The sequence below is a fragment of the Streptomyces sp. NPDC012794 genome (assembly GCF_042901085.1).
Lineage (GTDB): Bacteria > Actinomycetota > Actinomycetes > Streptomycetales > Streptomycetaceae > Streptomyces.
In genome coordinates this window covers 64,491-90,033 of the sequence record NZ_JBIBCI010000011.1, presented here as the reverse complement: position 1 = coordinate 90,033, position 25,543 = coordinate 64,491, and the positions used below count along the sequence as shown (strand labels likewise).

Below are 25,543 nucleotides of genomic sequence, written 5' to 3'. Positions count from 1 at the left end.
ACCGTGACCGGTCTCGGCGTCGAGACGCTGGCAGCGGCCGCCCCCGCACCCATCACCTCGGCCGGCGACGCCCAGCTGGGTGTCGCCGTCCTCGCGGGCATCGCCGTCATCGTCCTGCTCATCACCCGCCTCAAGATGCACGCCTTCCTCGCCCTGACGGTCGGCTCGCTCGCCCTCGGCTCCTTCGCGGGCGCCCCGCTGGACAAGACGATCGCGAGCTTCACCACGGGCCTCGGCTCCACGGTCGCGGGCGTCGGCGTCCTCATCGCCCTCGGCGCGGTCCTCGGCAGGCTCCTCGCCGACTCCGGCGGGGCGGACGAGATCGTGGACACCATCCTCGCCCGCGCCCGGGGCCGGGCCATGCCGTGGGCGATGGTGCTGATCGCCTCGGTGATCGGGCTGCCGCTCTTCTTCGAGGTCGGCATCGTGCTGCTGATCCCGGTGGTGCTGCTGGTCGTCCGGCGCGGCGGCTACTCGCTCATGCGGATCGGTGTCCCCGCGCTGGCCGGCCTGTCGGTGATGCACGGGCTGATCCCCCCGCACCCCGGCCCGCTGGTCGCCATCGACGCCCTGCACGCGGACCTCGGCGTCACCCTCGCCCTGGGCGTCCTCGTGGCGATACCCACCGTGGTCATCGCCGGGCCGCTGTTCTCCCGGTACGCGGCGCGCTGGGTGGACGTCCCGGCGCCGGAACACATGGTCCCGCAGCGCCCCTCGGCCGGGCTCGAACAGCGCCCCCGGTTCGGGGCGACGGTCTCCACGGTGCTGCTGCCGGTCGCGCTCATGCTGGTCAAGGCGCTGGTCGACATCGTCGTCGACGACCCGGACCACGCCGTCCAGAAGGTCACCGACGTCGCGGGCTCCCCGCTCATCGCCCTCCTCGCCGCCGTACTGGTGGGGATGGTGACCCTCGGCCGGGCCGCCGGGTTCAGCCGGGCGGCCCTGTCGTCCACGGTGGAGAAGTCACTCGCCCCGATCGCCGGGATCCTGCTGATCGTGGGCGCGGGCGGCGGTTTCAAGCAGACGCTGATCGACGCGGGGGTGGGCCGGATGGTCCTGGACCTCTCACAGGACTGGGCCGTCCCGGCCCTGCTGCTGGCCTGGCTGATCGCGGTCGCCATCCGGCTGGCCACCGGCTCGGCGACGGTCGCCACCATCTCGGCGGCCGGCCTGGTCGCGCCGCTGGCGGCGGGCATGCCCGCGACGGAGACCGCCCTGCTGGTCCTGGCGATCGGGGCGGGCTCGCTCTTCTTCAGCCATGTCAACGACGCCGGGTTCTGGCTGGTCAAGGAGTACTTCGGGATGAGCGTCGGACAGACCCTCAAGACCTGGTCGGTGATGGAGACCATCATCTCGGTGACCGGGCTGGGCTTCGTCCTGCTGCTGTCACTGGTCCTCTGACAAGCCGTTCCGTACGAGCGACCGTGCCGGCCCGTTCAGCCCAGCGGGCCCCGTCCGCGCCGCAGGTGGGCACCCTCCAGCTGGGCCGCCGCCAGCGCGAGGCCGGCGGCGGCGCGGGCGCAGCGGTCGGCGAGGACGGCGACCTCGGCGCGGAAGGCGTCGGCCTCCTGTCCGCGCCACTCCAGGGCCGCCGCCCCCGCCCGCAGCCGGCGGGCGTGGGAGCGCAGGGCGGCGGAGTGGGTGCGCAGGCCGTCCGCCGGGGCGGGCCGGCTCGGCCGGGGACAGTCGCTCACGGGCTCCTCCGGGGGTTCGCGGGGGCGGCCGGTCCGGGGCCGCGGGCGCAGAGGGCCCGCAGGGCGGCGCCGAGGCCCAGCAGGGGCCGGGCGGGGGCGGCCCGGCCGGTGGCCACCTGCCAGCCCGCGTGGTCGTTGAAGGGGTTCCCGTCGGTCAGGGCGTCCCAGGCGAGGATGTCCGCGAAGGACGGGGACAGCAGGGCGAAGGCCCGCCCGGCCCCCCGCTCGCGCAGCAGGGTGCGGAAGCCGCGGGCGGCGTCGGCCTGCCGGTGCTCCGCGACGGCGCGCAGCACGGTGGCGCAGTCCGGGTCGGCGAGCAGTTCGGGGCGGCCGGCGCCCGCGGCGCGGATCCGCCCCTTCAGCCCGCAGACAGCGGTGCTGACGGCGAGGTTCTCCCGGCGGCCCAGGATCCCGGCGAGCCATCCGGCCCGGGCCAGGCCGCGTCCGCGCGGGGCCCAGCCGAGCCCGGCCGGGTCGGTGAGGGTGCGCAGCAGGGTCCGCCAGGCGCGGCGCCTGCTGCCGCCGCGCCCCACGGGTTCCCCTGCCGTGAGGCGGACGCCGAACGCGAGCGCGGAGGCGTACCGGGCGGCCTCGCCCACGGCGTCGGCGGCCTCGGCCAGGTCCCGGCACAGGGCGTCGAGCGTGCCGGCGTCCGGGTCGGTCGCCTGGGCGGTCGCGGCATCGGACATGGGTTCCTCGCGGGGGCTGCGTGCGGTGACTTCGGGATCACCGTACGTCGGCGCCGCGGGCGGCGCGCGCGGGAGCGGAACCGAACGCGGCCTCGCGGAACGCGGCGCGCGGCGGGCCGGCGGCAACGGCTCCGGCGCCGGGGACGAGGACCGCCCAGCGGCCCTGGCGGGGGGAGATCCACACGCCCGGGCCGGAGCCGGACGGGGGGTGGTGGGTCCAGACGCCGGCGGGCGCGGGGTGCCAGAGCAGGCCGCGCGAGGGGGTGAGTTCGCCGGTGCGGATCCTCAGGGACTCGGCGGTCCAGGCGCGGGGGACGGGCTCGTCGGCGGTGGAGAGCAGATGGCGCAGGAACCGGGCGAGATCGGCCGGACAGGTGCGCAGTGTGCCCGCGGCGAAGCGGGTGCGGGTCATGCCGAGGGGCTGCCAGACGCGGCTGTGGGCGCAGTCGGCCAGCGGGGTGTCGGCGAGGTGTTCGGCGAGGCGGGTGAGGGCGGCGAGGGGAGCCGGGCCGTCGCCGCGGGTGAGCAGGTGGTGGGCGGTGGTGCCGGCGGGCAGTCCCGCCGAGGGGGCCGTCCCGTAGGCCGTGAGGGGGGTGTGCAGGGTGAGTTCGCCCTGGGCGACGAGGCGGCCGATGACGGGCCAGAGCGCGAGTACCGCGGTCAGGTCCCCGGCCTCGACCGGGGTGCCCCAGCCGTCCGGCGCGTCCGCGGGGTCCGCGTCGCCCTCTGGGCCGGGGTGTGCGGCGTGGACGGCGTCCGCCGATCCCACCGCCCAGAACGCGGCCGGGCCGGCGGCGCGTGCGAGTGCCTCGATCTGCGGCGTCATGGTCGTCCACGCTACGTCGCCCCGCCGGGCGGGCCGGGCAGGTCCGCCGGGGAGTCCCGGCGCGGTCGCCGCCCGCCACCCGATTGCCGGGGGCGGGCGGCGCGCGTGGCTATGGCGCGTCGGGGCGGTCGGTCACCCGGAGGGTGTTGACCAGGGGCTTGCCTGCGCCGTGGTGCGTCACGAAGCGGATGTTGAGCACGCCGTCCGTGACCTTGACGGTGTAGGTCCTGGTCAGGGCGGTGTAGGTGCCGGCCTCCAGGGAGATGTCGAGCGAGGGCAGGATCTGGGCTCCCTCGGCCAGGACGTCGAAGACGCGCTTGTCCGGCCTGGTGGGGGTGAGCTCGGCGAAGCCCAGTTCCACGGTGTAGGTGCCGTTGGGGACGTTGTCGAAGCGGTACTCGTACATGCCCTCGCGGGCGTTGCGGAAGAGCCGCTGGTCGTCGGTGCCGGCGATGGCGCGGCCGGTGGAGTGGACGCCGCCGTTGCCCTGGTAGCCGTAGGAGCCGGGGGTGTAGGCGCGGTCCGGGGACCAGGAGTCGCCCGCCGAGTCCGTGCCCGGGTAGTCGGAGCCGGCGTCCACGGCGCTCTGGTACCTCGGGACGACGATCTTGACGGGGACGGTGAGGACGGGGCTGCGGCCGCTGGCCGAGGTGATCCGCAGGCCGGTGCTCAGCACCGTGCCCGGGGCCAGCCCGGCGGTGTCGGCCGTCAGGGTGAGCGGGGCCTTGCCGCCGGCCGGCAGGTTCCCCTCCGCCGGGGACGCCGTCAGCCAGGGCGCGTCCTCGGCGACCGTGTAGGCCGTGGCGAGGCCGGGGTTGGTGAGTTCCAGGGTGCGGGTGCGCCGCCGGCCGGCGGGGAGGACCAGTTCCACGGCCGGCGCGGATGCGGTGACCCGGCCGGTGCGCAGCGAGCGGTCGGCCCCGGTGACCTCGGCCGGCTTCACGTCGGCGGTGGTGGCGGCGGTTTCGTACGAGGGCGCGGCCATGGTGACCGTACGGACGCCCGACGGGCTCTGGACGGCGTACCCGCCGTCGGCCGCGGTGGTGGCGGAGACGGCCGCGTCGCCGCTGCCGACGGTGACCGTGGCGCCGGGGACGCCGTTGCCGTCGTTGGCGTCGAGCACCCGGCCGGTGACCACGCCGCTGCGGGTGGTGCGGAAGCCGACGGAGAGGCCGTCGGTGAGGGCGGGCGTGTTGAAGGAGTACGTGAAGGCGTCGGTTGGATCGTGCGGATGGTGGGATCGGGTGGAAAGCCCCTGCGTGAGGTGCGCGGGTCATGCTCCGAGAGGTGCCATGTGCATTACAAGAGGGCCGCGTGCGCCACGTGACGGGCGGCCGCGGCCCCCGCCCGGTGGCCTTCCGGGCGCCGCCGCGTCAGCCTGGAGGGATGAGCGCGCGACCCGGCGGACCCCCGCCCGAGAACGGCCCCCCGCCGGCGCCCCGGCCCGGCCCCGCGCCCGCCGCGGAGCCGGAGGTCGCACTGCGCTCCGCGCGGGGACGGTGGGTCCTGGCCGCCACCGTGCTCGGGTCGGCGATGGCACTGCTGGACTCGACCGTGGTCAACGTGGCCCTGCCCCGCATCGGGCGGGACCTCGGCGCCGACCTGGCCGTCCTCCAGTGGACGGTGAACGCCTACCTGCTGACCCTGGCGGGGCTGATCCTGGTGGGCGGGGCGCTCGGCGACCGCTTCGGGCGGCGCCGGATCTTCGTCCTCGGCGTGGTCTGGTTCGCGGTCGGCTCGCTGCTGTGCGGGCTCGCGCCGAACGCCGGGATCCTGATCGCCGCCCGCGCCCTCCAGGGCATCGGCGGCGCACTGCTGACACCCGGTTCGCTCGCGCTGATCCAGGGCTCGATCCGGCCCGCCGACCGGGCCCGCGCGGTGGGCCTGTGGTCGGGTTTCGGCGGGGTCGGCGCGGCCGTCGGACCGTTCCTCGGCGGCTGGCTGGTGGACGGGCCGGGCTGGCGGTGGGTGTTCCTGATCAACGTCCCGGTGGCCGCTCTGTGCGTGCCGGCCGCCCTGAAGCACATTCCGGAATCGCGGGACCCGCAGGCGAGCGGGCGGTTCGACGTGCTCGGCGCGGTGCTCGGCGCGGCCGCCCTGGCCCTGCTGACGTACGCGCTGATCGAAGCCCGGTCCGCGACGGCCCCGGTCGTCGGCGCGGCCGTGGGCGGGGTCCTGCTGGCGGTCCTCTTCGTGTACGTCGAGCGGCGCCGGCCGGATCCGATGCTCCCGCCGGGGATCTTCTCCTCCCGGCAGTTCACCGCCGTCAACCTGGTCACCCTCTTCGTCTACGCGGCCTTCGGCGGCTTCTTCTTCCTCGTCGTGCTCCAGCTCCAGGTGGTGGCCGGGTACTCCGCCCTCGGCGCCGGGGCCGCACTGCTGCCCACCACCGTCCTGATGCTGCTGCTGTCGTCCCGGGCGGGGGAGCTCGGGGAACGCATCGGGCCCCGCGTCCCGCTCACCCTCGGGCCCCTGCTGTGCGCCGCCGGGACGCTGCTGATGCAGCGCGCGGGCCCGGACGCCTCGTACGCACGGGACGTCCTGCCGGCCATGGTGGTGATGGGGGCCGGCATGGCCCTGCTGGTCGCCCCGCTGACCTCCACCGTCCTGGCCTCCGTGCCGACGGGCCGGGCGGGCCTCGCCAGCGGCATCAACAACGCCGCCGCGCGGGCCGCCGGGCTGCTCGCGGTGGCGGCGCTGCCGCTGCTGGCGGGGATGGGCCCGGACGCGTACCTGTCGGCCGGCGCCTTCGACGGGGCCTTCGGGCGGGCCATGCTCTGGTGCGCCGGGGCTCTGGTGGCGGGCGCGGTCACCGCCTGGGCGACCGTACGCGCCCCCGAGGCCGGGGCCTGCCACCCCCAGTGCCGTACGCACTGCGCGGTCGGCTCCCCGCCGCTCGAACACCCCGAGCCGGAAGCCGGGGCGGACCTCCCGGCCCGGCCCTGACGGCGCGGGCCGGCCGCGCGTGCTGGAGCGCGGCGGCGGGCCCGACCGTGGCCGCCCTGGGGGTGGTGTGCCTGGCTTGCGGCCGCTGGGGGCGGTGCCGGCCGCCGGGGCGGTGCTCTGCGCGGCGCTGTGGCGGGATGGGGACTACTGGTTCTGGCCGCCCAGGACGAAGAGCAGGTAGACGAAGAAGGCGAAGAGGTGGCCGACGAACAGGTACGCGACGAGCCTGATGATCAGACCGCGCGGGAACTTGGACTCGAAGCGCCGACGGAAGGTCAACGGCGCCGCCTCCCCGGAAGCGGTCCGGTCGGCCGTCTGACCGGCCTCACCGGCCTGTCCGTCCTGGTCAGCGGTCCGGTCGGCGTTCTGACGTGCTGTGGTGGGCATCTGGTCTCCTCTGGAATGCGACTCGGGCACGGGTACGGCTCCCCCTGGGTCGTCTCTTTCGGATCTTGCCGGTCAAGCCCGCGGCGTCTGGTGCGGTGCCTCGCGAGGCGGAGGCGCAGCGCGCGTAACTGGACGTACTCGGCTGTGCCGACAGCGCGGAGAGGTGCCGTGCCAGGCGTCGCGGCTCTGGGGGCACCTCCCAGCGGTAGCTGGGGGAGCAAGATCCGAAAGAGATGGCCTAGTGCTGGCGCGTGGTCTTGGCGTCGCCGAGGCACAGCCCGGCGAGGCTGCTCTGCAGCAGCGTGTGGACGAAGAGCAGCTCGCACCCGCCCGGCCCGGCCGCGCCGATCCGGTGCGGGGTGAGCGAGTCGAAGTGCGCGCTGTCCCCCGGCTCCAGCAGGTGCTCGGCCTCCCCCAGGTGCAGCCGCAGGCGCCCGCCGAGCACGTACAGCCACTCCTCCCCCGGGTGGACGCGGACCAGCTCGCCCTGGCCGCGCCCGTGCGGGACGCGGACGCGCAGCGCCTGCATCCCCCGCCCGGGGCCGCCCGCCTGCCAGTACGTCCACCCGTCGGCCTCGCGAGCCCCCGGCCCGCCCGCCCGTACGATGGGATCGGCGACGGCAGGGGTCTCGCCGAGCAGCTCGGAGACGGTCGTACCGTAGGTGCGGGCCAGCCCGAGCAGCAGCGGCAGCGAGGGCTGGCGCCGGCCGGTCTCCAGCCGGGACAGGTGCGCGGGCGAGAGCCTGGCCCGCGCGGCGGCGGCCTCCAGCGTGAGCCCTGCGCGCCGGCGCAGCTCCCGCAGCTGCGGGGCGACGGCGGGCAGCTCGTCGGCGGTGCCGTCGGCGGCTTCGGGGGCCAGGGCGCCTCGGGCTCCTTCTGGTTCCTCGGAAGGGGGCGTCATACCCCGATTGAGCCAGAGTCTTGCCTTTCCGGCAATCCTCCTTGCCTCTGAGGCAAAAAACTCCGGCCCCGGGGGCCCTCACTCCTCCCGGCGGCGCTGCTCCAGCACCGTTTCCACCGTGTCCGCCTCCCGCGCCTCCTTGTCCGGGCGGTGCCGCAGGACGCGGGCGAAGCGCAGGGCGACCCCGGCCGGGTAGCGCGGGGAGCGCTGGAGGCCGTCGTAGGCGATCTCCACCACCAGCTCGGGCCGGACCCGGACGGTGAAGCCGTCGTCCTCCACGGCCAGCTCGCGCAGCCGGCCCGTTTGCCAGCGCAGCATCTCGTCCGTCAGCCCCTTGAAGGTCTTGCCCAGCATGGCGTACGTGCCGTCGCCCGCCCGCGCGCCCAGGTGCAGGTTGGACAGCAGCCCGGTGCGGCGGCCGTGGCCCCATTCGGCGGCGAGCACGACCAGGTCGAGGGTGTGCACCGGTTTCACCTTCAGCCACTGCTTCCCGCGCCGGCCCGCCGCGTAGGGGGAGCCGAGGGCCTTGACCATGACCCCCTCGTGGCCCCGGCGCAGGGTCGCCGTCCGGAACTCCTCGGCCTCGGCCGCCTGCGCCACGGCGTCCTCCACCACCAGCCGCCGTACCCGCCAGGTTTCCGGAACCAGGCCGGCCAGGGCCGCGTACCGGTCGTGGACCGGCAGGTCCAGCAGGACGTCGTCACCGAGGGCCAGCACGTCGAAGAAGTACGCGGTCACCGGCAGCGCCTCGCGCGCCGCCGTCACGTCGAGCCGGGAGCCGACCCGGCCCGCGATCTCCTGGAAGGGCACCGGCCGGCCGTCGGCGCCCTGCCCGATGACTTCCCCGTCGAGGACGAACCGCTCCCCGGGCAGGCTCCGCGCCAGCTCGGCCACCTCCGGCAGCCGGCCGGTGATGTCGTCGAGGGAACGGGTGTGGATCCGTACCTCGTCCCCGTCGCGGTGGACCTGGACGCGGATCCCGTCGAGCTTCTCCTCCACCGCGCAGGGCGCGAGCGCGGTCAGGGCGTCGGCGAGGGAGCGGGCGGTCCCGGCCAGCATGGGCTGTACGGGCTGCCCGATGCGCAGGGTGACGTCCCGCAGCGCCGGGGCGCCGCCGGCCAGGACCGCCGCCGCCATCCGGGGCAGCGAGCCGTCCAGCATCACGGCGCGGCGCAGCTCGGCGGCCGGTACCCCGGCGGCCGCTGCCACCCCTTCCAGGGCGACGGCGTCCAGCGCGCCCTGGCGCACCTCGCCGGACAGCAGGCTGCGCAGGAAGCGCTGTTCGCCCTCGGTGGCGGCGCCCAGCAGGCCGGCGACGATGCGGCGGCGCTCCGCCTGCGCCCCCGGCCCGGCCACGGCGGCCAGCTCGCTCACGGCGGCGTCGACGGCCGGCACGGTGAGCGTCGGCTCGGCAGCGGGGGCGGTGTGCTGGGCCAGGGTGCGCCAGCCGACGCCGGGCCGGCCCTGCGGGAGCCGCCCGGAGAGGTAGGCGATCACCAGGCCCGCCTCCTCGGCGGGGGCGGCCGCGAAGAGCTCCGCGAGCAGGGCGGTCTTCCGGGACCGGGCGGAGGTCTCGGCGACCTCCCGGGACACGCGCGCGACCTCGGCCAGCAGCATGCCGTCCATCCTCCCGCCGCCGCGGCCGCAGCGCAGGTCGGGGCGGCGTACCGCGGGCGCGGTACGCCCGGCCGCCCGGGTAGTCCTGGAGAAGGGGCCGGGCTCCCCCTGAGGGAGCTCGGGGAAGGCGATCACGGGCTTTAGGGTGCCCGTATGAAGCTTCGACTGCCCCGGCGTCCCCGGGACCGCCTGCTCGCCGGTGCCGCCGCCCTCGCGGTCCTGGCGGGCGCCGGCACCTGGACGGCCGCCGCGTCCGGGGACGAGCCGGCCGTGCACCGCGAGGACCGGTTCGTGAGCGTGCCGGGAGTGGACACGCCCGCGCCGGGCGCGTCCGGAACCGGGATCGACACCTCCTTCTTCACCTCCGGGGACCCCTCGCGGGAACGCCCCGCCGTGCTCCTCGGCCACGGCTTCGGCGGCAGCAAGGACGACGTCCGGGCCCAGGCCGAACGCCTCGCCCGCGCCGGCTACGCCGTCATGACCTGGTCGGCGCGCGGCTTCGGCCGCTCCGGCGGGACGATCGGGCTGAACGACCCGGAGCACGAGGTCAAGGACGTCTCCGCGCTCGTCGACGCGCTGGCCCGCCGGCCCGGCGTACGGCTCGACGCGGACGGCGACCCGCGGGTGGGCGTGGCCGGGGCCTCGTACGGAGGGGCCGTGGCCCTGCTGGCCGCCGGGTACGACCGGCGGGTGGACGCGATCGCCCCGCAGATCACCTACTGGAACCTGGCCGACGCCCTCTTCCCGCAGGGCGTGTTCAAGAAGCTGTGGGCCGGGATCTTCTTCACCACCGGCGCGGCGGGCGGCTTCCAGCCGGCGCAGCCGCCGGCCGGCGGTGCGGCGGGCGCACCCGTCGGGACGGGCGGGCCGGGCTGCGGCCGGTTCGAGCCGCGGCTGTGCGCCATGTACGAGCGCGTCGCGGTGGCCGGGAAGCCCGACGCCGAGGCGCGCGAGCTGCTGGAGCGGCGCAGCCCCTCGGCCGTCGGCGACCGGATCAAGGTGCCGGCGCTGATCGTGCAGGGGCAGGACGACTCCCTCTTCCCGCTGGACCAGGCCGACGCGATGGCGCAGGCCATCTCCGCGAACGGCGCTCCCGTCGCCGTGGACTGGGCGGCCGGCGGGCACGACGGCGGCATGCGCGAGGCCGCCCGCATCGAGGCCCGCGTGGCCGCCTGGTTCGACCGCTACCTGAAGGGCGACGAGGCGGTGGACACCGGCCCGGCCTTCCGCGTGACGCGGTCCGGCGGGATCGACTCCACCGACGGCCGGCTCACCCTGCGCGGCGCGACCGGGGAGCGCTACCCGGGGCTCGTCCCGGACCCGCGCGCCTTCGCCCTGTCGGGGCGGGAGCAGACCTTCGCCAACCCGGCGGGCGGAGCGCCGCCCGCGCTGTCCTCGCTGCCCGGGGTGGGCGGACAGCTCGCCTCCCTCGGAGCCGGGCTGTCGCTGGACTTCCCCGGGCAGAACGCCCGCTTCGAGTCGGAGCCGCTGCCCGCGGCGGTACGGGTCACCGGGACCCCGGCCGTCACCCTGAAGGTGAGGTCGACGGCCGCCGACGGGTCGGCCGTGCTGTTCGCCAAGGTGTACGACGTGGGGCCCGACGGCCGCCGGCAGGTGCTGCCGGCGCAGCTGGTCGCGCCCGTACGGGTGGAGGACGCCGGGCGGGGCCGGACCGTGGAGCTGCGGCTCCCGGCCGTGGACCACACCGTCCAGGCCGGGCACCGGCTGCGGCTGGTGGTCGCGGCCACCGACCTCGGCTATGCCTCTCCGGCCGCGCCGGCCGCGTACACCGTCTCCGCCGAGGGGCCGCTGCGGGTGCCCGTCGCGGACGGGGTGCGCACGGCGTCCGCCGGCCTGCCCGCCTGGACCTGGGGGCTGCCGCTGGCCGCGCTGGCGCTGGCCGCGGGGCTCCTCGGGATCCGGCGGACCGGCGGGGGCCGCGCGGCGACGCGGGCGGGGGCACCGCAGCCCGAACCGGCGCTGGCCGACGTACCACTGGACATCACCGGGCTGACGAAGCGCTACGCCGGGGCCCGGGACCGCTACGCCGTGCGGGACCTGTCGTTCCGGGTGGAGAAGGGCCAGGTCCTGGGTCTGCTGGGGCCCAACGGGGCCGGGAAGACCACCACCCTGCGGATGCTGATGGGCCTGATCGCGCCGGACGCCGGTGAGGTCCGGGTGTTCGGACACGCGGTCCGGCCCGGGGCTCCGGTGCTCTCACGGGTCGGGGCGTTCGTGGAGGGCGCCGGGTTCCTGCCGCACCTGACGGGCCGGGCCAATCTGGAGCTGTACTGGCAGGCCACGGGCCGTCCCGCCGAGGACGCGCACCTGGCGGAGGCCCTGGAGATCGCCGGGCTCGGCGACGCCCTGGAGCGGGCGGTGCGCACGTACTCCCAGGGCATGCGGCAGCGGCTCGCGATCGCGCAGGCCATGCTGGGGATGCCGGACCTGCTGATCCTCGACGAGCCGACGAACGGTCTGGACCCGCCGCAGATCCGGGAGATGCGGGACGTGATGATCCGCTACGCCGCCGGCGGACGGACGGTCATCGTCTCCAGCCACCTGTTGTCGGAGGTCGAGCAGTCGTGCACGCACCTCGTGGTCATGGACCGCGGGCGGCTCGTGCGGGCGGGCGAGGTCGCCGAGATCACCGGCGGCGGGGACACCCTGCTGGTGGCGCTGGCGGAGCCGGTGGACGAGGTGACCGTGGGGAAGGTCGCCGCCCTGGAAGGGGTGGCCTCCGCGGTGCGCTCCGAGGAGGGGCTGCTCGTACGGCTCGACGGCGCGACGCCCGCCGCGTTGATCGGCGAACTCGTCCGGCTGGAGCTGCCGGTCGCGGCGGTGGGGCCGCACCGGAGGCTCGAGGACGCCTTCCTGACCCTGATCGGAGGTGCGGCATGAGTGCCGTCCAGGAGGAGCCCGTACGGGAGACCGCGCCCGGCCGGGAGACCGCGCCCGGCTACCGGGCTGGCCGGACGCTGCCGCTGCGCGTGGAGGCGCTGCGGCAGTGGCGGCGACGGCGGACGCTGGTGATGGGCGGGGTGCTGGCCGCGCTGCCGTTCGTCATGATCATCGCGTTCGCGGTGGGCGGCGGCCCGGACGACGACGGGCGCGGCGGCGGCAACGGCCGGGTCAGCCTGATCGACACGGCCACGGCGTCCGGCGCGAACTTCGCGGCGACCTGCCTGTTCGTGTCGGCCGGTTTCCTGCTGGTGGTGCCGGTGGCGCTGTTCTGCGGGGACACGGTGGCCTCGGAGGCGAGCTGGTCCTCGCTGCGCTACCTGCTGGCCTCGCCGGTGCCCCGGGCCCGGCTGCTGTGGAGCAAGCTCGTGGTGGCGCTGGGGTTCAGCCTGGCGGCGATCGTGCTGCTGCCGGTGGTGGCGCTGGCGGCGGGGACGGCCGCGTACGGGTGGGGGCCGCTCAGACTCCCGACGGGCGGGGCGCTGCCCGCCGGGGACACCGTGCCGCGCCTCGCGCTGGCCGTCGCCTTCGTGTTCGTGTCGCAGCTGGTGACGGCCGGGCTGGCGTTCTGGCTGTCGACGCGGACGGACGCGCCGCTGGGCGCGGTGGGCGGGGCGGTCGGCCTGACCATCGTGGGTAACGTGCTCGACGCGGTGACGGCCCTCGGTTCGTGGCGCGAGTTCCTGCCCGCGCACTGGCAGTTCGCCTGGGCGGACGCCCTGCAGCCGCAACTGGAGTGGGGCGGGATGGTCAAGGGCGCGGCGGTGTCCGTGTCGTACGCCGTGGTGCTGTTCGCGCTCGCGTTCCGGGGGTTCTCCCGCAAGGACATCACCTCCTGAGGCGGAGGGCGCCGAGCGGGAGAACCGCCCGCCGGTTCAGCCGCCGCCCAGGACGCGCACGGGCGAGCCGTCGAGGAACGCCAGGATGTCCTCGACGGCCTCGCCGTAGTAGGTGGCGTAGTTGGCGCGGGTGACGTAGCCGAGGTGGGGGGTGGCGAGCAGCCCCGGGGCGGTGCGCAGCGGGTGTCCGGCGGGCAGCGGCTCGGTGTCGTAGACGTCGAGGCCGGCCCCCGCGATGCGGCCGGCGCGCAGGGCGTCGAGCAGCGCCTCCTGGTCCACGATGGCGGCGCGGGAGGTGTTGACGAGGTAGGCGGTCGGCCGCATCAGCTCCAGCTCCGCCGCGCCGATCAGGCCGCGGGTGCGCTCGCCGAGGGCGAGGTGGACGGAGACGAAGTCGCTGCCGGCCAGCAGTTCCTCCTTGGACGCGGCGAGCGTCACCCCTTCCGCGTCCGCCCGCTCCTTGGTGAGGTTCCGGCTCCAGGCCGTGACCTCCATGCCGAAGGCGAGCCCGATCCGGGCGACGCGGCTGCCGGTCTTGCCGAGGCCCAGCAGGCCCAGGCGCCGCCCGTGCAGGTCGGCGCCGACGGTCTGCTGCCAGGGGCCGCCCTCGCGCAGGGCGGTGTTCTCCTGGACGATCCCGCGGGCCAGGCCCAGCAGCAGGGCCCAGGTCAGCTCGACGGGCGGGGTGGAGGAGCTGGCGGTGCCGCAGACGGTGACCCCGGCGCGCCGGGCGGCGGCGTGGTCGATGACCGAGTGGCGCATGCCGCTGGCGACCAGGAGGCGCAGGCGCGGCAGCCGCTCCAGCAGGCCCGCCGGGAAGGCGACGCGTTCGCGCAGGGTGACGACGATGTCGAAGCCGGCCAGACGGGCGGCCAGTTCGTCCTCGTCGTCGAGGTGGTCGGCGTATGTGACCACCTCGACGCCCCGGCCGGTGACCGGGGACCAGTCGGCCAGGCTGGTGGCCACCCCCTGGAAGTCGTCGAGGACCGCGCAGCGAAGCGGGCCGCTCATGCGTGTGCCTCCGCGACCTCGCCGATCTCGGCCAGCAGCTCCGCCTCCAGCGGGCGGTCGGCCACGGCCGCGTTGGCGCGCACCTGCTCGGGCGAGGTGGCGCCGGCGATGACGGAGGAGCAGCCGGGCTGGGCGGAGAGCCAGCCGATGGCCAGCTCCAGGACGCCGCGGCCGTGCTTCCCAGCGATCGCGGCCAGGGCCTCCACGGTGTCGAGGCGCTCCTCGGTGAGGTAGGCGTCGCGGCCTTCGAGGCGGGAGCCGGCCGGGACGGGTGCGCCCCGGCGGATCTTGCCGGTGAGGAGGCCGTTGGCCAGCGGGAAGTACGGGAGGACCCCGAGGCCGTAGTGGCGGGCGGCGGGGACCAGCTCCCGCTCGGCGGAGCGCTGGAGCAGCGACCACTCGTTCTGCGCGGAGACGAAGGGCACGGCGCCCGTCTCGCGGGCCACGTGGGCGGCTTCGGCGAGCTGCCAGCCGGTGAGGTTGGAGTGGCCGATGTAGCGGACCTTGCCCTCGGTGACGAGCTCGGTGAGGGCGGCGAGGGTTTCCGCGACGGGTGTGGCGGGGTCGGGGCTGTGCAGCTGGTAGAGGTCGATGTGGTCGGTCTCCAGGCGGCGCAGGGACTCCTCGACGGCGCGCCGGATGTAGGCGCGGCCGCCGCGGGCGCCGGCGGCGGGGCCGTACCCCATGTCGACGCCGTCGTAGCCGAACTTGGTGGCGAGGACCACCTGGTCGCGGCGGCCCTTGAGGGCCTGGCCGAGGTGGGTCTCGGAGCCGCCGCGGCCGCCGTAGATGTCGGCCGTGTCGAGGAGGGTGATCCCGCAGTCGAGGGCGGCGTCGACGACGGCGCGGGTGGCCTGGGCGTCGAGGCGGCCGCCGAAGTTGTTGCAGCCGAGGCCGACGGCGGAGACCTTCAGCCCTGAGGTGCCCAGGGGGAGATAGCGCATACGGGTCGTTCCTCCGTACTCGTGGGGTTCGCGCGGTCAGTGTGGTGGGGATGGGTGGTGCGGTGGGGATGGGTGGCGGGGTTGGTGCGGTTCGCCGGTCCGCTCGGCTCCGGCCGGTGTGTGATCGGCGAAGTCGCAGTGTAGGCATACCGGTTGGTCTGTGGCCCGGGTGGCCGTCCGGACGACGGCCGACCCGGGCGGGAGGCCGGAGCCCGGGCCCGCTCCGGCGCGAAAGGGGTGGACCGCACCCGGGCGGGTGCTTAGGATCAAGGTGACGGCATCGCGTGCTGGTCACCGACCGGGTGAGGCATGGAGGTGCCGTGACATGCCTTTCGGAGGCATCCACCCATGTCCGTCCAGCTGAACCACACGATCGTTCACTCCCTCGACAACAAGCGGTCCGCCGCCTTCCTCGCGGACATCCTCGGTCTTGAAGTCGGCCCCGAGTGGGGTCCCTTCGTCCCGGTGTCCACCGCCAACGGCGTGACCCTGGACTTCGCCGCCGTCCCGGCCGAGTCCATCACCCCGCAGCACTACGCGTTCCTGGTCTCGGAGGAGGAGTTCGACTCCGCCTTCGAGAAGATCCGGGCGTCGGGGGTCGAGTACTTCGCCGACCCGCACGGCAAGCACCCCGGGGAGATCAACCACAACGACGGGGGCCGCGGGGTGTACTTCCTGGACCCCGCCGGGCACGGAATGGAGATCATCACCCGCCCCTACGGCGGCTAGCACGGCCCATGGACGGGCCCCGGCGCCACGCGCCGGGGCCCCTCCATCCGTTCGGCCGCGGTGGCCTCATCCGGCGGCCGGCTCCGGCAGGTAGACGATGCTGGGGGCGCCCGTCGTCGGGTGTACCCCGACGCGGGTGTGGACGCCGTAGACCTCCGCCAGCAGGTCCTCGTCGAGCACCTCGGCCGGCGGGCCGGCCGCGACGACCCGGCCGGCCGACAGGACGTACAGCCGGTCGCAGAAGGAGGCGGCGAGGTTGAGGTCGTGCAGGACGAGCAGCCCGGTCGCGGGCAGGGCGCGGACCAGGCCGAGCACCTCCAGCTGGTAGCGGATGTCGAGGTGGTTCGTCGGCTCGTCCAGGGCGAGCAGGCCCGGTTCCTGGACGAGGGCGCGGGCGACGAGCGAGCGCTGGCGCTCACCGCCGGAGAGCTCCTCGAAGCGGCGCTCCGCGCAGGCGGCGGCGCCGACCCTGTCCAGGGCCTCGGCCACGCGCCGCCGGTCCTCCGGGCCGTCCTGCTCCCAGAACCGTTTGTGCGGGCTGCGGCCCATGGCGACGACCTCGCGGACCGTCAGCCCGAAGGTGCCGGTGGCGTCCTGCGGGACCACCGCCACCCGCCGGGCGCGCTCCTTGACGCCGAGCGCCGCGGCATCGGCCCCGTCGAGCAGCACCCGGCCGGCGGTGGGCCGCAGGGCGCCGTAGACGCAGCGCAGCAGGGTGGTCTTGCCGCTGCCGTTCGGCCCGACCACGCCGACCGTCTCACCGGGGCGGGCGGTGAGGTCGACTCCGTGCAGCAGGGTGTGCCCGTCCACCTCGTAACGAAGGGCCTCGACGGCGAGTTCCGCCGGTCCGCCGTTCATCCGGCCACCGCCTCGGACCGGCCCGTCCGGCGCAGCATCCACAGGAAGAACGGGCCGCCCAGCAGTGCGGTGACCACCCCGACCGGGATCTCCTCGGGAGCCGCCGCCGTACGGGCGACCAGGTCGGCCAGGACCAGGAAGACCGCGCCGGCCAGCGCGGCGACCGGGAGCAGGGCCCGGTGGCCGGCGCCGACCGCCATCCGGGCGGCGTGGGGGACCATCAGCCCGACGAAGCCGATCGCCCCGCTGTAGGCGACGAGCACCCCGATGACGAGGGAGGAGACCACGAACACGGCGGCGCGGAAGCGTCCGGTGTCCAGGCCGAGCGTGCGGGCTCCCTCCTCCCCCGCGAGCAGCAGGTCCAGCGGCCGGGCCAGCGCGAGCAGCAGGCCGGTGCCGGCGAGCAGCGCGGCGGCCGGCAGTGCCAGTTCCTCCCAGCGGGCCCCTCCGAGGCCGCCCAGGGACCAGAACAGGGCGGTGCGGATCTGGTCGGGGTGCGCGGACAGCACGAGGACCAGGCTGGTCAGCGCGGACAGGACGTACTGCACGGCGACCCCGGCCAGGATCAGCCGCCCGGTGCTCATGGTGCCGCCGCGCCGGGCCATGGCGTAGACGGCGACGAGCGCCACCGTCGAGCCCGCGAACGCGGCGGCCGGCAGCCCGAGCCCGCCCGCGAGTCCGGCGGCGCCCGCGCCGGACACGATGACCAGCACCGCTCCCGCCGAGGCTCCGGAGGAGGCCCCGAGGAGGAACGGATCGGCGAGCGGGTTGCGTACGAGGGCCTGGAGCACGGCGCCGGAGACCGCGAGCCCGGCCCCGACGACGGCCCCGAGCAGCACGCGCGGCATCCGCACGTCCCACACGATGGAGGGGAAGGCGCCGGGCATCCCGGGGCCGCGGAGGACGATGCCGACGACCTCACCGGGGGCGATCCGTACGGGTCCCAGGGCGAGCCCCGCCACGGCCGCCGCGGCGAGCGCGGCGGCGAGGAGCACCAGGACACCGACGGTACGGCGCCCCCTCACGCCCCGGCTCACGCGGCGTCGGGGTGCAGCTGGCGGCCCAGGGACTCGACGGCGTCGGCGACGCGGACCCCGAGCACGGCCGAGGAGAGCGGCAGCACGACGAACCGGCGGTCCCTGACGGCGGGAACCCGCGCGAGCGCCGGATCGTTCAGCAGGCGCTGCTTCTTGGCCTCCACGGTGGTGCCGCCGTAGTCGTAGATGAGGATGACCTCGGGACCGCGCTCGATGACCTTCTCCCACGGCACGTCGCCGAAGGTGTCCTTGAGGTCGGCGAACACGTTCGTCCCCCCGGCCAGGGAGACGATCTCGTTGCCTATGCCGTTGCCGCCGGACGTGAAGGCGGAGGCCTCCCCGGAGTCGTAGACGAAGACGGACGGCCGGGGCCTGTCCTTCACGCGGGCGGTGACGGCGTCGACGCGGCGCTGCTCGTCCTGGACGAGGGCCGCGCCGCGCTCGGGCACGCCGAAGGTCCGGGCGACTTCGGTGATTTCGGTCTTCAGCTGTTCGAGCCCGACCGGGCCCTGGGTGCAGTACTCCACGCTCAGCCGCGAGTTGATGCCGGCCTTGGCCAGCCCTTCGCGGTCCCGGCCCTGCCCCTTGTCGAAGGCGCTGGCGTAACCGCCGTACACGAAGTCGGGGTTGGCCCCGAGGAGCACCTCCTTCGAGGGGTACTCCTCGGCCAGCACCTTGATCTTGTCGTAGGCGGGCCGGTAGGCGGGCAGCACGGAGTCGTCGAGATACGCGGTGCCGGCCATCCGGTCCTGGAGTCCGAGGGCCAGCATGATCTCGGTGGCGTGCTGGTTCATGGTGACGGCGCGTTCGGGCGGCGCCTGATAGGTGGTGCTGACGCCGCAGTTGGTCACGGCGTACGGGAACCCGGGCGCGGCGTGCGCACCGGGCCCGGGCCGCTCCGCCCCGGGCGGACCGCCGCAGGCGGCGAGCGGCACGACGAGAGCGAGCGGCAGGAAGGAGCGCACGGCGGCGCGGACACGCGACATGATGAGGCCTCTCCGGGGGATCCTCGTCCCCGGTCGAAGTGAAGAGGCGGTGCGTCAGTGTCTGACTCCCGGCCGTCGCGCGGACGCGGCGGCCGGTCACAGTGGCGGGACCGCACCGGATTCACACCGGTTTCCTGTCCTGCACCGCCGGGACAACCGTGCCAAGTCTGCCAGACGCGGTGTTCGCCCCCCCCGGAAGGGGCCACGGATCCTGACGCTCCGGCGGAGGCCGAACACCGCCGGCCGCATCACCCACCTGTCCGGCAACACGCCCAGGACGCCACGGGCGTCGTCGGAACCGGGCGGCACGCGCCCGGCCCTGGTCACGGCTCCGGCGCGCCCGGTTGCCGAAGTCCCGCCACCGTGCGGGACTTGCACACGTCACAGACCGGTCACAGCCACCCCACAGCCACCCGTTCCCGGCGAACATGGCGCGATGCGCACACGCCACACGATCACCCTGCTCACCGCCGCCACCGCCCTGGCCCTCGCCGGCTGTAATCCCCCGGCCGCCAGTACCGCCGGCAAGCCCGCGGCAGCCGACACGCCCGCTGCGCCGGGCACCCCCTCGTCCGCCGCCCCCACACCAGCACCGGTGAAGGCGGGCCGGCTCCCCAGTTTCGTCGGCAAGGGTCTTCAAACCGCCCAGGACGAGGCGCAGGCCGCGGGGTTCTACGTGCTCAAGTCCCACGACGCGCTCGGCCGCGACCGGCTTCAGACCCTCGACCGCAACTGGAAGGTCTGCTCCCAGACCCCGGCCGGCGGCAGCACCGTCGACACCGGCACCACCATCGATTTCGGCGCCGTCAAGCTCGAAGAGTCCTGCCCCGCTGTGGACGCGCCCGCTCCCAAGCCCGTCGGGAACACCATGGGGAACTTCGCCGGACAGGGCATGAAGGCCGTCCGCGCCGCCCTGCCGGCCAACGCGTCGATCACCGTGAAGGACGCGGTGCAGAGCCGCATGGTCCTTCAGGAGTCCAACTGGAAGGTCTGCTCCCAGGACCCGAAGGCAGGGACCGCGCTGAACGGCCAGCCCGTCACCTTCACCGTCGCCAAGACCGACGAGACCTGCCCCTGACCGCCCGGCGCCCCGCGGACGCGGAAACAAGAACGGACCCCGGGAGTGATCTCCCGGGGTCCGGCTCGGCAGGGGTAGCAGGATTCGAACCTACGACATCTGGTTTTGGAGACCAGCGCTCTGACCAGCTGAGCTATACCCCTCCAGTGGCGCCAAGCCTGCCATGAAGCGGGCGGGAGATCCAATCCATATTCCGTGTCGCCGGTGGCGGGAGCGGGGCCGGCGGAGGATCGTGGGCGGGGAGGGGGCGGGTACGCGGAGTGGAGGAGGAGTCGTGCGCCACCGTGCGGGGCGGCTGCTGGGGCCCCTCCTCGCGCTCCTGCTGGTCGGCGCCGGGCCCGACGGGTCCGGGGAGACCGTCCCCCTCGACGGGAGCCGGCCCGGGGAGCGGCTCGACGTCACGCTGACCCGGGTCGTCGACCCCGCGGGCCGTGTGGACGCCGACCGGCTGGTCGCCGTCGAGCTGCGCCTGGAGAACACCGGGACGGTGCCGTACGAGGACTCCCCCGCGCCGGCCGCGCACCTCCTCGACGCCGAAGGGCAGCGGTTCACGGGCTCCAGCACCGCGACCGGCGCCGGGCCGAGCCTTCCCGGCACCCTCACCCTGCCTCCCGGTGGTTCGGCCTCGGGGTTCGTCACCTTCCGGCTCCCCGAGGACGCCCGCCTCGCCGCGGTGCAGTTCGCGCTGGACGCGGGGCTGGGCGACGACGTGGGCCACTGGAGCCTGCCCTGAGCCTCGGGGCCCCGCCGCCGCGAACGGGCCGGAACCGGCCGGAAGTTACCGCGACGCGTGTAGTGACTTAGCAGGCGTTCGCCAGTAGAACTTGTTCCCACTCCATCGAGAGTGAGGAACGTCACATGAGTGACAAAAGCCTGAACAGCAAGGTGTCCAGGGGTGTTTCCCGCCGCGGATTCATCGCTGGAACTGGTTCTATTCTCGGAGCGGCCGCCCTCGCGGTCAACACACCCCCCGCCCATGCCGAACCGGCCATGGCGGCCGCGCACGCCCCCACTCCCCTCGCATCCGGGGCGCACGTCCCGGTCCTCGTGATCGGCACCGGCTACGGCGGCTCCGTCGCCGCGCTGCGGCTCGCCCAGGCCGGCGTCCCCGTACACATGGCCGAGATGGGCATGGCCTGGGACACCCCCGGCAGCGACGGCAAGATCTTCGCCAACACCACCAGGCCCGACTACCGTTCGTACTGGCTGCGCACCAGGACCAAGGCACCGCTGAGCAATTTCCTCGGCTTCCCCATCGACAAGGACGTCCCCCGGTACACGGGCATCCTCGATGCCGAGGAGATGGGCGGGATCACCGTCTACCAGGGCCGTGGCGTCGGCGGCGGCTCGCTGGTCAACGGCGGTATGGCCGTGACCCCCAGGCGGCAGAACTTCGCCGCCGTCCTCCCCTCGGTGGACGCCGAGGAGATGTACCGCACCTACTATCCGCGGGCCAACGCCGGGCTCGGAGTGGGACTCGTCGACCCGGACTGGTTCGAGACGGTCGCCTGCTACCAGTACGCCCGCGTCGGCCGCAAGCACGCCCAGCGCTCCGGCTTCCCCTTCGTCTTCGTCCCCGACGTCTACGACTGGGCCTACATGGAGCAGGAGGCGGCCGGCACCGTTCCCAAGTCCGCCCTCGACGGGGAGATCCTCTACGGCAACAACGCGGGCAAGAAGTCCCTCCAGCAGACCTACCTGGCCGCCGCCAGGGCGACCGGGAGGGTCACCATCTCGCCCCTGCACCGGGTCACCACCGTCTCCCCCTCGGACGGTGGCGGCTACACGGTCGTCATGGAGCAGCTCGGCACCACCGGGGACGTCGTCGCCACCAAGACGGTCACCGCCGACCGGGTGTTCTTCGCGGCCGGCAGCGTCGGGACCAGCAAGCTGCTGGTCCGGCTGAAGGCCACGGGCGCCCTGCCGCACCTGAACGACGAGGTGGGCAGGGGCTGGGGCGACAACGGGAACGTCATGTGCGGCCGCGCCAACCATATGTGGGACCCGACGGGGAAGGTACAGGCCTCCATCCCCTGCGGCGGCATCGACAACTGGGACGCGGGCGGCGCCTTCGCCGAGGTGGCCCCGCTGCCGACGGGGATCGAGACATACGCGTCCTTCTACCTCTCCATCACCAAGAACCCGCACCGCGCGCGGTTCTCGTGGAACGCGGCGGCCGGGAAGGTCGAGCTGGACTGGCAGACGGCCTGGAAACAGCCGTCCATCGACATGGCCAGGACCATCTTCGACCGGATCAACGCCAAAGAGGGGACGATCTACCGCACCGACCTCTTCGGCACCAACAGGGTCTGGGGCGACCACCTGACGTACCACCCGCTGGGCGGCGCGGTACTGAACAGGGCCACCGACAACTACGGCCGGCTGCACGGGCACCCGGGCCTGTACGTCATCGACGGAGCGCTGATCCCCGGCAACACCAGCGTCAACCCGTTCGTGACGATCACGGCCCTCGCCGAGCGGAACATGGAGAGGATCATCGCGACGGACCTCTGAGGAGGCCTCACCCCGGGGCCGTCCGGATCCACCGGGCGGCCCCGGGCCGTGCGGTGGCCGGGGCGTCACCGTTCAGCCGCCCGGCAGCACGCAGACGCTGTCGAGGCCCAGTACGTGGTTGAGCCGGCCGAAGGCGAGCCAGGAGCCGATGCTCATGCTCAGTTCCACGATCTCCAGCTGGCTGTAGTGCGCGGTCATCCGCTCCCAGAACTCCTCGTCGAGGTTGTGGTGGTCCAGGGCGTAGCGTTCGGCGTATTCGGCGGCGAGGCGGGTGCGGTCGTCGAAGGCCTTGGTGGTGCGCCATGCGGTGACGGCGTCGGCGAACTCCTCCTCGACCTTCTGCCCGTCCCGCTCGGTGCGCCAGTCGAGGCAGAAGACGCACCCGTTGATCTGCGCGATGCGCAGCCGCGCCGCCTCGAACTCGCGCAGGCCCAGGGTGGTGTGGGCGTAGACGGAGAGGGAGAAGTTGGCGGCGGCCGTGCCGATGCCGGGGACCATGTCGCCCCAGACGTACTCGATCGGGTGCTGTCCCTCGGGGACGTCGATCCTCATGGCTGTTTCCTTCCGAGTCTGCCGACTGCGGGCCGCAGCGGGACGTCGAGGGCGTCGTAGAGTCCGGGTTCGGCGGCCACGAGCCAGTCGATGGCTCCCACCAGCCGTCCGACGGCGGTGGCGTTCCCGCCCGCCGAGCGGTTCTCGCCCTCGTCGGTGGCCTCGACGGTCACCTCGATGCGCGGGCGGCCCTCGATGACCACCCGGTGGGCTCCGGCGCCGCCGTCGGGCGGGGCGGGCCAGTCGGGGGCGCAGGAGGCGTGGATGCGGGTGACGTGTTCGATGACGATGCGGGGTTCGCCGCCGACGATGCCCTGGACCTCGAAGCGGATGGCGCCCTGGGTTCCCGCCTCGAACTCGCCCATGGACGGGGTGCTCACCGTGGTGTCGAGGGCGCGGCGGTCGGAGGTCTCGCGTATCTCGTCGAGTTCGGCGCCGAGGGCGCGGGCCATCATCCGGATCTGGCCGCCCCAGACCATGGTCGGGACGGAGGGTACGAGCATCATCGGCTGGTAGTCCATCGGGTGGCCCATGCCGACGAGGTGGCGTACGGAGTCCGGCTGGTCGTACGTGGAGTAGTCGAAGATCTCCTGGCAGCGGATCGCGTCGACGGTGGTTCCCAGGCCGCTGAGCAGCAGCGGGAGTACGTCGTTGCCCCAGCCGGGGTCGACGCCCGAGGCGAAGAACGAGCCGCCTCCCGCGGCGATCGCGGCCAGCACCGGGTCCCGGAACTCCGGCGGGGCGCCGCGGTGGTCGTAGAGCGGGTAGAGGGCCGGGCTGACCACGGCCGCGCCGGCCGCGATGGCGCGGGTGATGTCGGCGAGGGCGCCGTCGGGGCGGATGTCGCCGGACGCGGCGTAGACGACGGCCGTCGGGCGGGCGGCGAGCACCGCCTCGATGTCGTCGGTGGCGGCCACCCCCAGCCGGTGGCCGAGGCCGGCGAGTTCACCGGCGTCACGGCCGGCCTTCGCGGGGTTGTGGACGACGACCGCCATGAGTTCGAGCGCCGGGTGGGCGTCGACGGCGCGGATCGCCGCGCGGCCGACGTTGCCGGTGCCCCAGACCACCGTGGGAATCATGCGCGGAGGGTAGCGAGGGCGCGTGGAGGTGCCCAGCGTCGTGAAGGAGGTTTTTCGGACGGCGTCCGCGGGGCGGGGCCGGGTGCCGGCACCCCCTTGACCGTGGGTGGTCCAGACCAATAAGTTCCGGGGTGGGACGGGCGCCGCCGGTGCGGGGCCGCCCGTCGACGCACGGCTCAGGAGCACCACTTCCCGCATCCGCAAAGGCCCATGCGTCCCAAGCATCCTGTGCACCCCATGCGTCCCATGCGCCGCAGCACGTTCGGCCGGCTGGCCGTCGCCGCCTGTTCCCTGTCCCTGCTGGCCGCCTTCCCGCCCGCCGCGGCCGCCGGGGACCGGGACGGAGCGGGCGCGCACGGCCGCGCGTACCGGAAGGTCGGCTACTTCACCCGATGGGGCGTCTACGGGCGCGACTTCCAGGTCAAGGACCTCGACGCGAGCGGCACGGCCGGGAAACTCACGCACGTCAGCTACGCCTTCGGCAACATCGGCGCCGACGGCAAGTGCTTCACCGGCAGCGTCCCCGGCGAGGCCGACGGTCGGGCCGACTACGCGCGACCGCTGGACGCGGCCGGGTCCGTGGACGGTGTGGCCGACACGCCGGAGCAGCCCCTGGCCGGGAACTTCAGCCAGCTGAAGGAGCTCAGGGCCAAGCACCCCGGCCTGAAGGTACTGATCTCTCTGGGCGGCTGGAGCTGGTCCACCCACTTCTCGGACGCGGCCCTCACCCCGCCTCCCGCAAGGCCCTCGTACGCTCCTGCATCGACCTCTACCTCAAGGGCGACCTCCCGCGGGACGGCGCCCGGGGCGGGCCGGGCGCCGCGGCCGGGGCCTTCGACGGCATCGACCTCGACTGGGAGTGGCCGGGCTCGGCGGCGGCACCGACACGGTGTTCCGGCCGGAGGAGCGGCGCGACTTCACGGAACTGGTGCGCGAGTTCCGCACCCAGCTCGACGCCTACGGACGCGAACGGAAGCGCTCGTACGAGCTGACGGCCTTCGTCCCGGCCTCCCCCGCCAAGATCGACGCGGGCTTCGACGTCCGCCGCGTCATGCGCGACCTCGACTTCGTCACGCTCCAGGGCTACGACTTCCACGTGTCCGGGGAGAGGACCACCGCCCAGCAGTCCGCGCTGTACGCCCGCGGCGACTTCAGCGTGGACGGCACGGTGGAGTCCTGGCTGCGGCGCGGGGCGCCCGCGCGCAAGCTGGTGGTCGGCATGCCGTTATACGGGCAGGGCTGGACCGGGGTCACCGGCGGCGGGGACGGCATGGGCCGGCCGGCCGCGGGCCCGGCGCCGGCGAAGTGGGCGGCCGGGTACGAGGACGAGGAGCAGAGGAAGCCGGCCGCCTCCGGCACCTTCCAGGTGCACCGCGACCGGCGCGGGGGCCACGCCTGGCTCTTCGACGGCACCACCCTGTGGACGTACGACGACCCTCAGGTGCTGCGGACGAAGGCCCGGTACGCGCGCGAACGGGGTCTGGGCGGGGCCATGTTCCGGTCCCTGGACGCCGACACCGCGGACGGCGAGCTGACCACCGCCGTCGACGAGGGCCTGCGCGGCCGCTGAACCGGCGCCGCCGGGCCGAGAGCCCCGTCCGGCCCGGCGGCGGCCCCACCACGTACCGGTCCCGGCGGTCACCGCACCTCGCGAAGCGCCTACGGAGACGGTCGTGACCACCTCGGCCGGTCTGCCGGTGCCAGGTGGGACCAGCTCACCGCCTGGCACGACGGCCCGGGCCGGATGATCAGGCGGCGGCCGCTCCTGCCCGGGCGCGCAGCCGTGACCGGCGGACGGCGGGCAGCCGGGCAGCCGGGCCAGGGCGTGGCGGAACACCTTCGTCATCGCGCCCGCGAAGGCGCGCAGAAAAGACTCTTCCGGATAACTGTTATCC

At 74.6% G+C, this 25,543-nt stretch carries 22 protein-coding genes, 1 tRNA gene, 1 pseudogene and 1 riboswitch; of the genes and pseudogenes, 9 read left to right on the top strand and 15 right to left on the bottom strand.

Annotated features, from left to right (window positions below; genetic code table 11):
• Positions 1-3: 3 nt before the first annotated feature.
• On the top strand, positions 4-1,401 hold the full coding sequence (locus ACFY7H_RS21415) for a gluconate:H+ symporter (RefSeq protein WP_388940163.1): 1,398 nt from the start codon (positions 4-6) through the stop codon (positions 1,399-1,401).
• A gap of 35 nt (positions 1,402-1,436) precedes the next feature.
• Here the strand turns inward: ACFY7H_RS21415 and ACFY7H_RS21410 are convergent, their stop codons facing one another.
• From ACFY7H_RS21410 to ACFY7H_RS21395, 4 genes are all read right to left on the bottom strand, one after another.
• Entirely contained in the window at positions 1,437-1,694 is a 258-nt protein-coding gene (locus ACFY7H_RS21410; protein ID WP_388940161.1) for a hypothetical protein, read from the bottom strand.
• Positions 1,691-2,383, bottom strand: a complete 693-nt coding sequence (locus tag ACFY7H_RS21405) for a hypothetical protein (RefSeq protein ID WP_388940160.1) — start codon at positions 2,381-2,383, stop codon at positions 1,691-1,693. The genes ACFY7H_RS21410 and ACFY7H_RS21405 overlap by 4 nt, the downstream gene beginning before the upstream one ends.
• 37 nt (positions 2,384-2,420) lie before the next feature.
• Positions 2,421-3,209, bottom strand: coding sequence for a hypothetical protein (locus ACFY7H_RS21400; RefSeq protein ID WP_388940158.1), 789 nt, complete (start codon positions 3,207-3,209; stop codon positions 2,421-2,423).
• A 109-nt stretch (positions 3,210-3,318) separates the two neighbouring features.
• Positions 3,319-4,347 carry a malectin domain-containing carbohydrate-binding protein gene (locus ACFY7H_RS21395; protein WP_388940157.1) on the bottom strand — a complete coding sequence of 343 codons (1,029 nt, stop codon included), beginning with the start codon at positions 4,345-4,347 and terminating at the stop codon, positions 3,319-3,321.
• A gap of 248 nt (positions 4,348-4,595) precedes the next feature.
• Between ACFY7H_RS21395 and ACFY7H_RS21390 the strand changes: the two genes are divergently transcribed.
• Complete coding sequence (locus ACFY7H_RS21390; RefSeq protein ID WP_388940155.1) at positions 4,596-6,155, top strand: MFS transporter; 1,560 nt, start codon at positions 4,596-4,598, stop codon at positions 6,153-6,155.
• Positions 6,156-6,299: 144 nt separating this feature from the next.
• Here the strand turns inward: ACFY7H_RS21390 and ACFY7H_RS21385 are convergent, their stop codons facing one another.
• From ACFY7H_RS21385 to ACFY7H_RS21375, 3 genes are all read right to left on the bottom strand, one after another.
• The gene (locus ACFY7H_RS21385) at positions 6,300-6,542 is read right to left on the bottom strand and encodes a DUF6126 family protein (protein ID WP_388940153.1); all 243 of its coding nucleotides are present in this window, start codon (positions 6,540-6,542) and stop codon (positions 6,300-6,302) included.
• Between the two features lie 238 nt (positions 6,543-6,780).
• Complete coding sequence (locus ACFY7H_RS21380) at positions 6,781-7,443, bottom strand: helix-turn-helix domain-containing protein (RefSeq protein WP_388940151.1); 663 nt, start codon at positions 7,441-7,443, stop codon at positions 6,781-6,783.
• Between the two features lie 78 nt (positions 7,444-7,521).
• Positions 7,522-9,060, bottom strand: coding sequence for an ATP-dependent DNA ligase (locus tag ACFY7H_RS21375; protein ID WP_388940374.1), 1,539 nt, complete (start codon positions 9,058-9,060; stop codon positions 7,522-7,524).
• 153 nt (positions 9,061-9,213) lie between these two features.
• On the opposite strand from ACFY7H_RS21375, the gene ACFY7H_RS21370 reads away from it, so the two are divergent.
• Both ACFY7H_RS21370 and ACFY7H_RS21365 read left to right on the top strand, forming a co-directional pair.
• The gene (locus ACFY7H_RS21370) at positions 9,214-11,961 is read left to right on the top strand and encodes an alpha/beta fold hydrolase (RefSeq protein ID WP_388940149.1); all 2,748 of its coding nucleotides are present in this window, start codon (positions 9,214-9,216) and stop codon (positions 11,959-11,961) included.
• Positions 11,958-12,860, top strand: coding sequence for an ABC transporter permease (locus ACFY7H_RS21365; protein ID WP_388940147.1), 903 nt, complete (start codon positions 11,958-11,960; stop codon positions 12,858-12,860). Before ACFY7H_RS21370 ends, ACFY7H_RS21365 begins: the two co-directional genes overlap by 4 nt.
• Positions 12,861-12,896: 36 nt before the next feature.
• Here the strand turns inward: ACFY7H_RS21365 and ACFY7H_RS21360 are convergent, their stop codons facing one another.
• Both ACFY7H_RS21360 and ACFY7H_RS21355 read right to left on the bottom strand, forming a co-directional pair.
• On the bottom strand, positions 12,897-13,871 hold the full coding sequence (locus ACFY7H_RS21360) for a D-2-hydroxyacid dehydrogenase family protein (RefSeq protein ID WP_388940145.1): 975 nt from the start codon (positions 13,869-13,871) through the stop codon (positions 12,897-12,899).
• Positions 13,868-14,815 carry an aldo/keto reductase gene (locus ACFY7H_RS21355; RefSeq protein WP_388940143.1) on the bottom strand — a complete coding sequence of 316 codons (948 nt, stop codon included), beginning with the start codon at positions 14,813-14,815 and terminating at the stop codon, positions 13,868-13,870. The genes ACFY7H_RS21360 and ACFY7H_RS21355 overlap by 4 nt, the downstream gene beginning before the upstream one ends.
• A 348-nt stretch (positions 14,816-15,163) precedes the next feature.
• Here ACFY7H_RS21355 and ACFY7H_RS21350 point away from each other — a divergent pair, with 348 nt between their 5' ends.
• A complete protein-coding gene (locus ACFY7H_RS21350; protein WP_388940142.1) occupies positions 15,164-15,544 on the top strand; it encodes a VOC family protein in 381 nt (126 codons plus the stop codon).
• A gap of 66 nt (positions 15,545-15,610) precedes the next feature.
• On the opposite strand, the gene ACFY7H_RS21345 is transcribed toward ACFY7H_RS21350, so the two are convergent.
• The 3 genes from ACFY7H_RS21345 to ACFY7H_RS21335 are packed head-to-tail and all read right to left on the bottom strand — an operon-like array spanning position 15,611 to position 18,425.
• Positions 15,611-16,402, bottom strand: a complete 792-nt coding sequence (locus ACFY7H_RS21345; protein WP_388940140.1) for an ABC transporter ATP-binding protein — start codon at positions 16,400-16,402, stop codon at positions 15,611-15,613.
• Complete coding sequence (locus tag ACFY7H_RS21340; protein ID WP_388940138.1) at positions 16,399-17,427, bottom strand: FecCD family ABC transporter permease; 1,029 nt, start codon at positions 17,425-17,427, stop codon at positions 16,399-16,401. The genes ACFY7H_RS21345 and ACFY7H_RS21340 overlap by 4 nt, the downstream gene beginning before the upstream one ends.
• An 8-nt stretch (positions 17,428-17,435) precedes the next feature.
• Positions 17,436-18,425 carry an ABC transporter substrate-binding protein gene (locus ACFY7H_RS21335; RefSeq protein WP_388940136.1) on the bottom strand — a complete coding sequence of 330 codons (990 nt, stop codon included), beginning with the start codon at positions 18,423-18,425 and terminating at the stop codon, positions 17,436-17,438.
• 34 nt (positions 18,426-18,459) lie between these two features.
• Positions 18,460-18,598: riboswitch (cobalamin riboswitch) on the bottom strand.
• A 263-nt stretch (positions 18,599-18,861) separates the two neighbouring features.
• On the opposite strand from ACFY7H_RS21335, the gene ACFY7H_RS21330 reads away from it, so the two are divergent.
• Positions 18,862-19,503, top strand: coding sequence for a PASTA domain-containing protein (locus tag ACFY7H_RS21330; RefSeq protein ID WP_388940134.1), 642 nt, complete (start codon positions 18,862-18,864; stop codon positions 19,501-19,503).
• A 69-nt stretch (positions 19,504-19,572) separates the two neighbouring features.
• Here the strand turns inward: ACFY7H_RS21330 and ACFY7H_RS21325 are convergent.
• A tRNA-Trp gene (locus ACFY7H_RS21325) sits at positions 19,573-19,646 on the bottom strand.
• Positions 19,647-19,777: 131 nt separating this feature from the next.
• On the opposite strand from ACFY7H_RS21325, the gene ACFY7H_RS21320 reads away from it, so the two are divergent.
• The gene (locus ACFY7H_RS21320) at positions 19,778-20,236 is read left to right on the top strand and encodes a DUF4352 domain-containing protein (RefSeq protein WP_388940132.1); all 459 of its coding nucleotides are present in this window, start codon (positions 19,778-19,780) and stop codon (positions 20,234-20,236) included.
• Positions 20,237-20,361: 125 nt separating this feature from the next.
• Positions 20,362-22,017, top strand: a complete 1,656-nt coding sequence (locus ACFY7H_RS21315; protein ID WP_388940130.1) for a GMC oxidoreductase — start codon at positions 20,362-20,364, stop codon at positions 22,015-22,017.
• A gap of 72 nt (positions 22,018-22,089) precedes the next feature.
• Here ACFY7H_RS21315 and ACFY7H_RS21310 read toward each other — a convergent pair whose 3' ends face one another.
• Positions 22,090-22,569: a carboxymuconolactone decarboxylase family protein gene (locus ACFY7H_RS21310; RefSeq protein WP_388940128.1), complete on the bottom strand. Its 480-nt coding sequence runs from the start codon at positions 22,567-22,569 to the stop codon at positions 22,090-22,092.
• Positions 22,566-23,648, bottom strand: a complete 1,083-nt coding sequence (locus tag ACFY7H_RS21305; RefSeq protein ID WP_388940126.1) for a dihydrodipicolinate reductase — start codon at positions 23,646-23,648, stop codon at positions 22,566-22,568. Before ACFY7H_RS21305 ends, ACFY7H_RS21310 begins: the two co-directional genes overlap by 4 nt.
• A 246-nt stretch (positions 23,649-23,894) precedes the next feature.
• On the opposite strand from ACFY7H_RS21305, the pseudogene ACFY7H_RS21300 reads away from it, so the two are divergent.
• Positions 23,895-25,218 (top strand): annotated as a pseudogene (locus ACFY7H_RS21300) (glycoside hydrolase family 18 protein).
• Positions 25,219-25,543: the final 325 nt, after the last annotated feature.

Excerpts from the sequence above, each read along its gene's own strand:
- ACFY7H_RS21405 (WP_388940160.1), bottom strand. The coding sequence starts at position 2,383 with ATGTCCGATGCCGCGACCGCCCAGGCGACCGACCCGGACGCCGGCACG.
- ACFY7H_RS21400 (WP_388940158.1), bottom strand. The coding sequence starts at position 3,209 with ATGACGCCGCAGATCGAGGCACTCGCACGCGCCGCCGGCCCGGCCGCG.
- ACFY7H_RS21390 (WP_388940155.1), top strand. The coding sequence starts at position 4,596 with ATGAGCGCGCGACCCGGCGGACCCCCGCCCGAGAACGGCCCCCCGCCG.
- ACFY7H_RS21385 (WP_388940153.1), bottom strand. The coding sequence starts at position 6,542 with ATGCCCACCACAGCACGTCAGAACGCCGACCGGACCGCTGACCAGGAC.
- ACFY7H_RS21380 (WP_388940151.1), bottom strand. The coding sequence starts at position 7,443 with ATGACGCCCCCTTCCGAGGAACCAGAAGGAGCCCGAGGCGCCCTGGCC.
- ACFY7H_RS21375 (WP_388940374.1), bottom strand. The coding sequence starts at position 9,060 with ATGCTGCTGGCCGAGGTCGCGCGCGTGTCCCGGGAGGTCGCCGAGACC.
- ACFY7H_RS21370 (WP_388940149.1), top strand. The coding sequence starts at position 9,214 with ATGAAGCTTCGACTGCCCCGGCGTCCCCGGGACCGCCTGCTCGCCGGT.
- ACFY7H_RS21365 (WP_388940147.1), top strand. The coding sequence starts at position 11,958 with ATGAGTGCCGTCCAGGAGGAGCCCGTACGGGAGACCGCGCCCGGCCGG.
- ACFY7H_RS21360 (WP_388940145.1), bottom strand. The coding sequence starts at position 13,871 with ATGAGCGGCCCGCTTCGCTGCGCGGTCCTCGACGACTTCCAGGGGGTG.
- ACFY7H_RS21355 (WP_388940143.1), bottom strand. The coding sequence starts at position 14,815 with ATGCGCTATCTCCCCCTGGGCACCTCAGGGCTGAAGGTCTCCGCCGTC.
- ACFY7H_RS21350 (WP_388940142.1), top strand. The coding sequence starts at position 15,164 with ATGTCCGTCCAGCTGAACCACACGATCGTTCACTCCCTCGACAACAAG.
- ACFY7H_RS21345 (WP_388940140.1), bottom strand. The coding sequence starts at position 16,402 with ATGAACGGCGGACCGGCGGAACTCGCCGTCGAGGCCCTTCGTTACGAG.
- ACFY7H_RS21335 (WP_388940136.1), bottom strand. The coding sequence starts at position 18,425 with ATGTCGCGTGTCCGCGCCGCCGTGCGCTCCTTCCTGCCGCTCGCTCTC.
- ACFY7H_RS21330 (WP_388940134.1), top strand. The coding sequence starts at position 18,862 with ATGCGCACACGCCACACGATCACCCTGCTCACCGCCGCCACCGCCCTG.
- ACFY7H_RS21315 (WP_388940130.1), top strand. The coding sequence starts at position 20,362 with ATGAGTGACAAAAGCCTGAACAGCAAGGTGTCCAGGGGTGTTTCCCGC.
- ACFY7H_RS21310 (WP_388940128.1), bottom strand. The coding sequence starts at position 22,569 with ATGAGGATCGACGTCCCCGAGGGACAGCACCCGATCGAGTACGTCTGG.
- ACFY7H_RS21305 (WP_388940126.1), bottom strand. The coding sequence starts at position 23,648 with ATGATTCCCACGGTGGTCTGGGGCACCGGCAACGTCGGCCGCGCGGCG.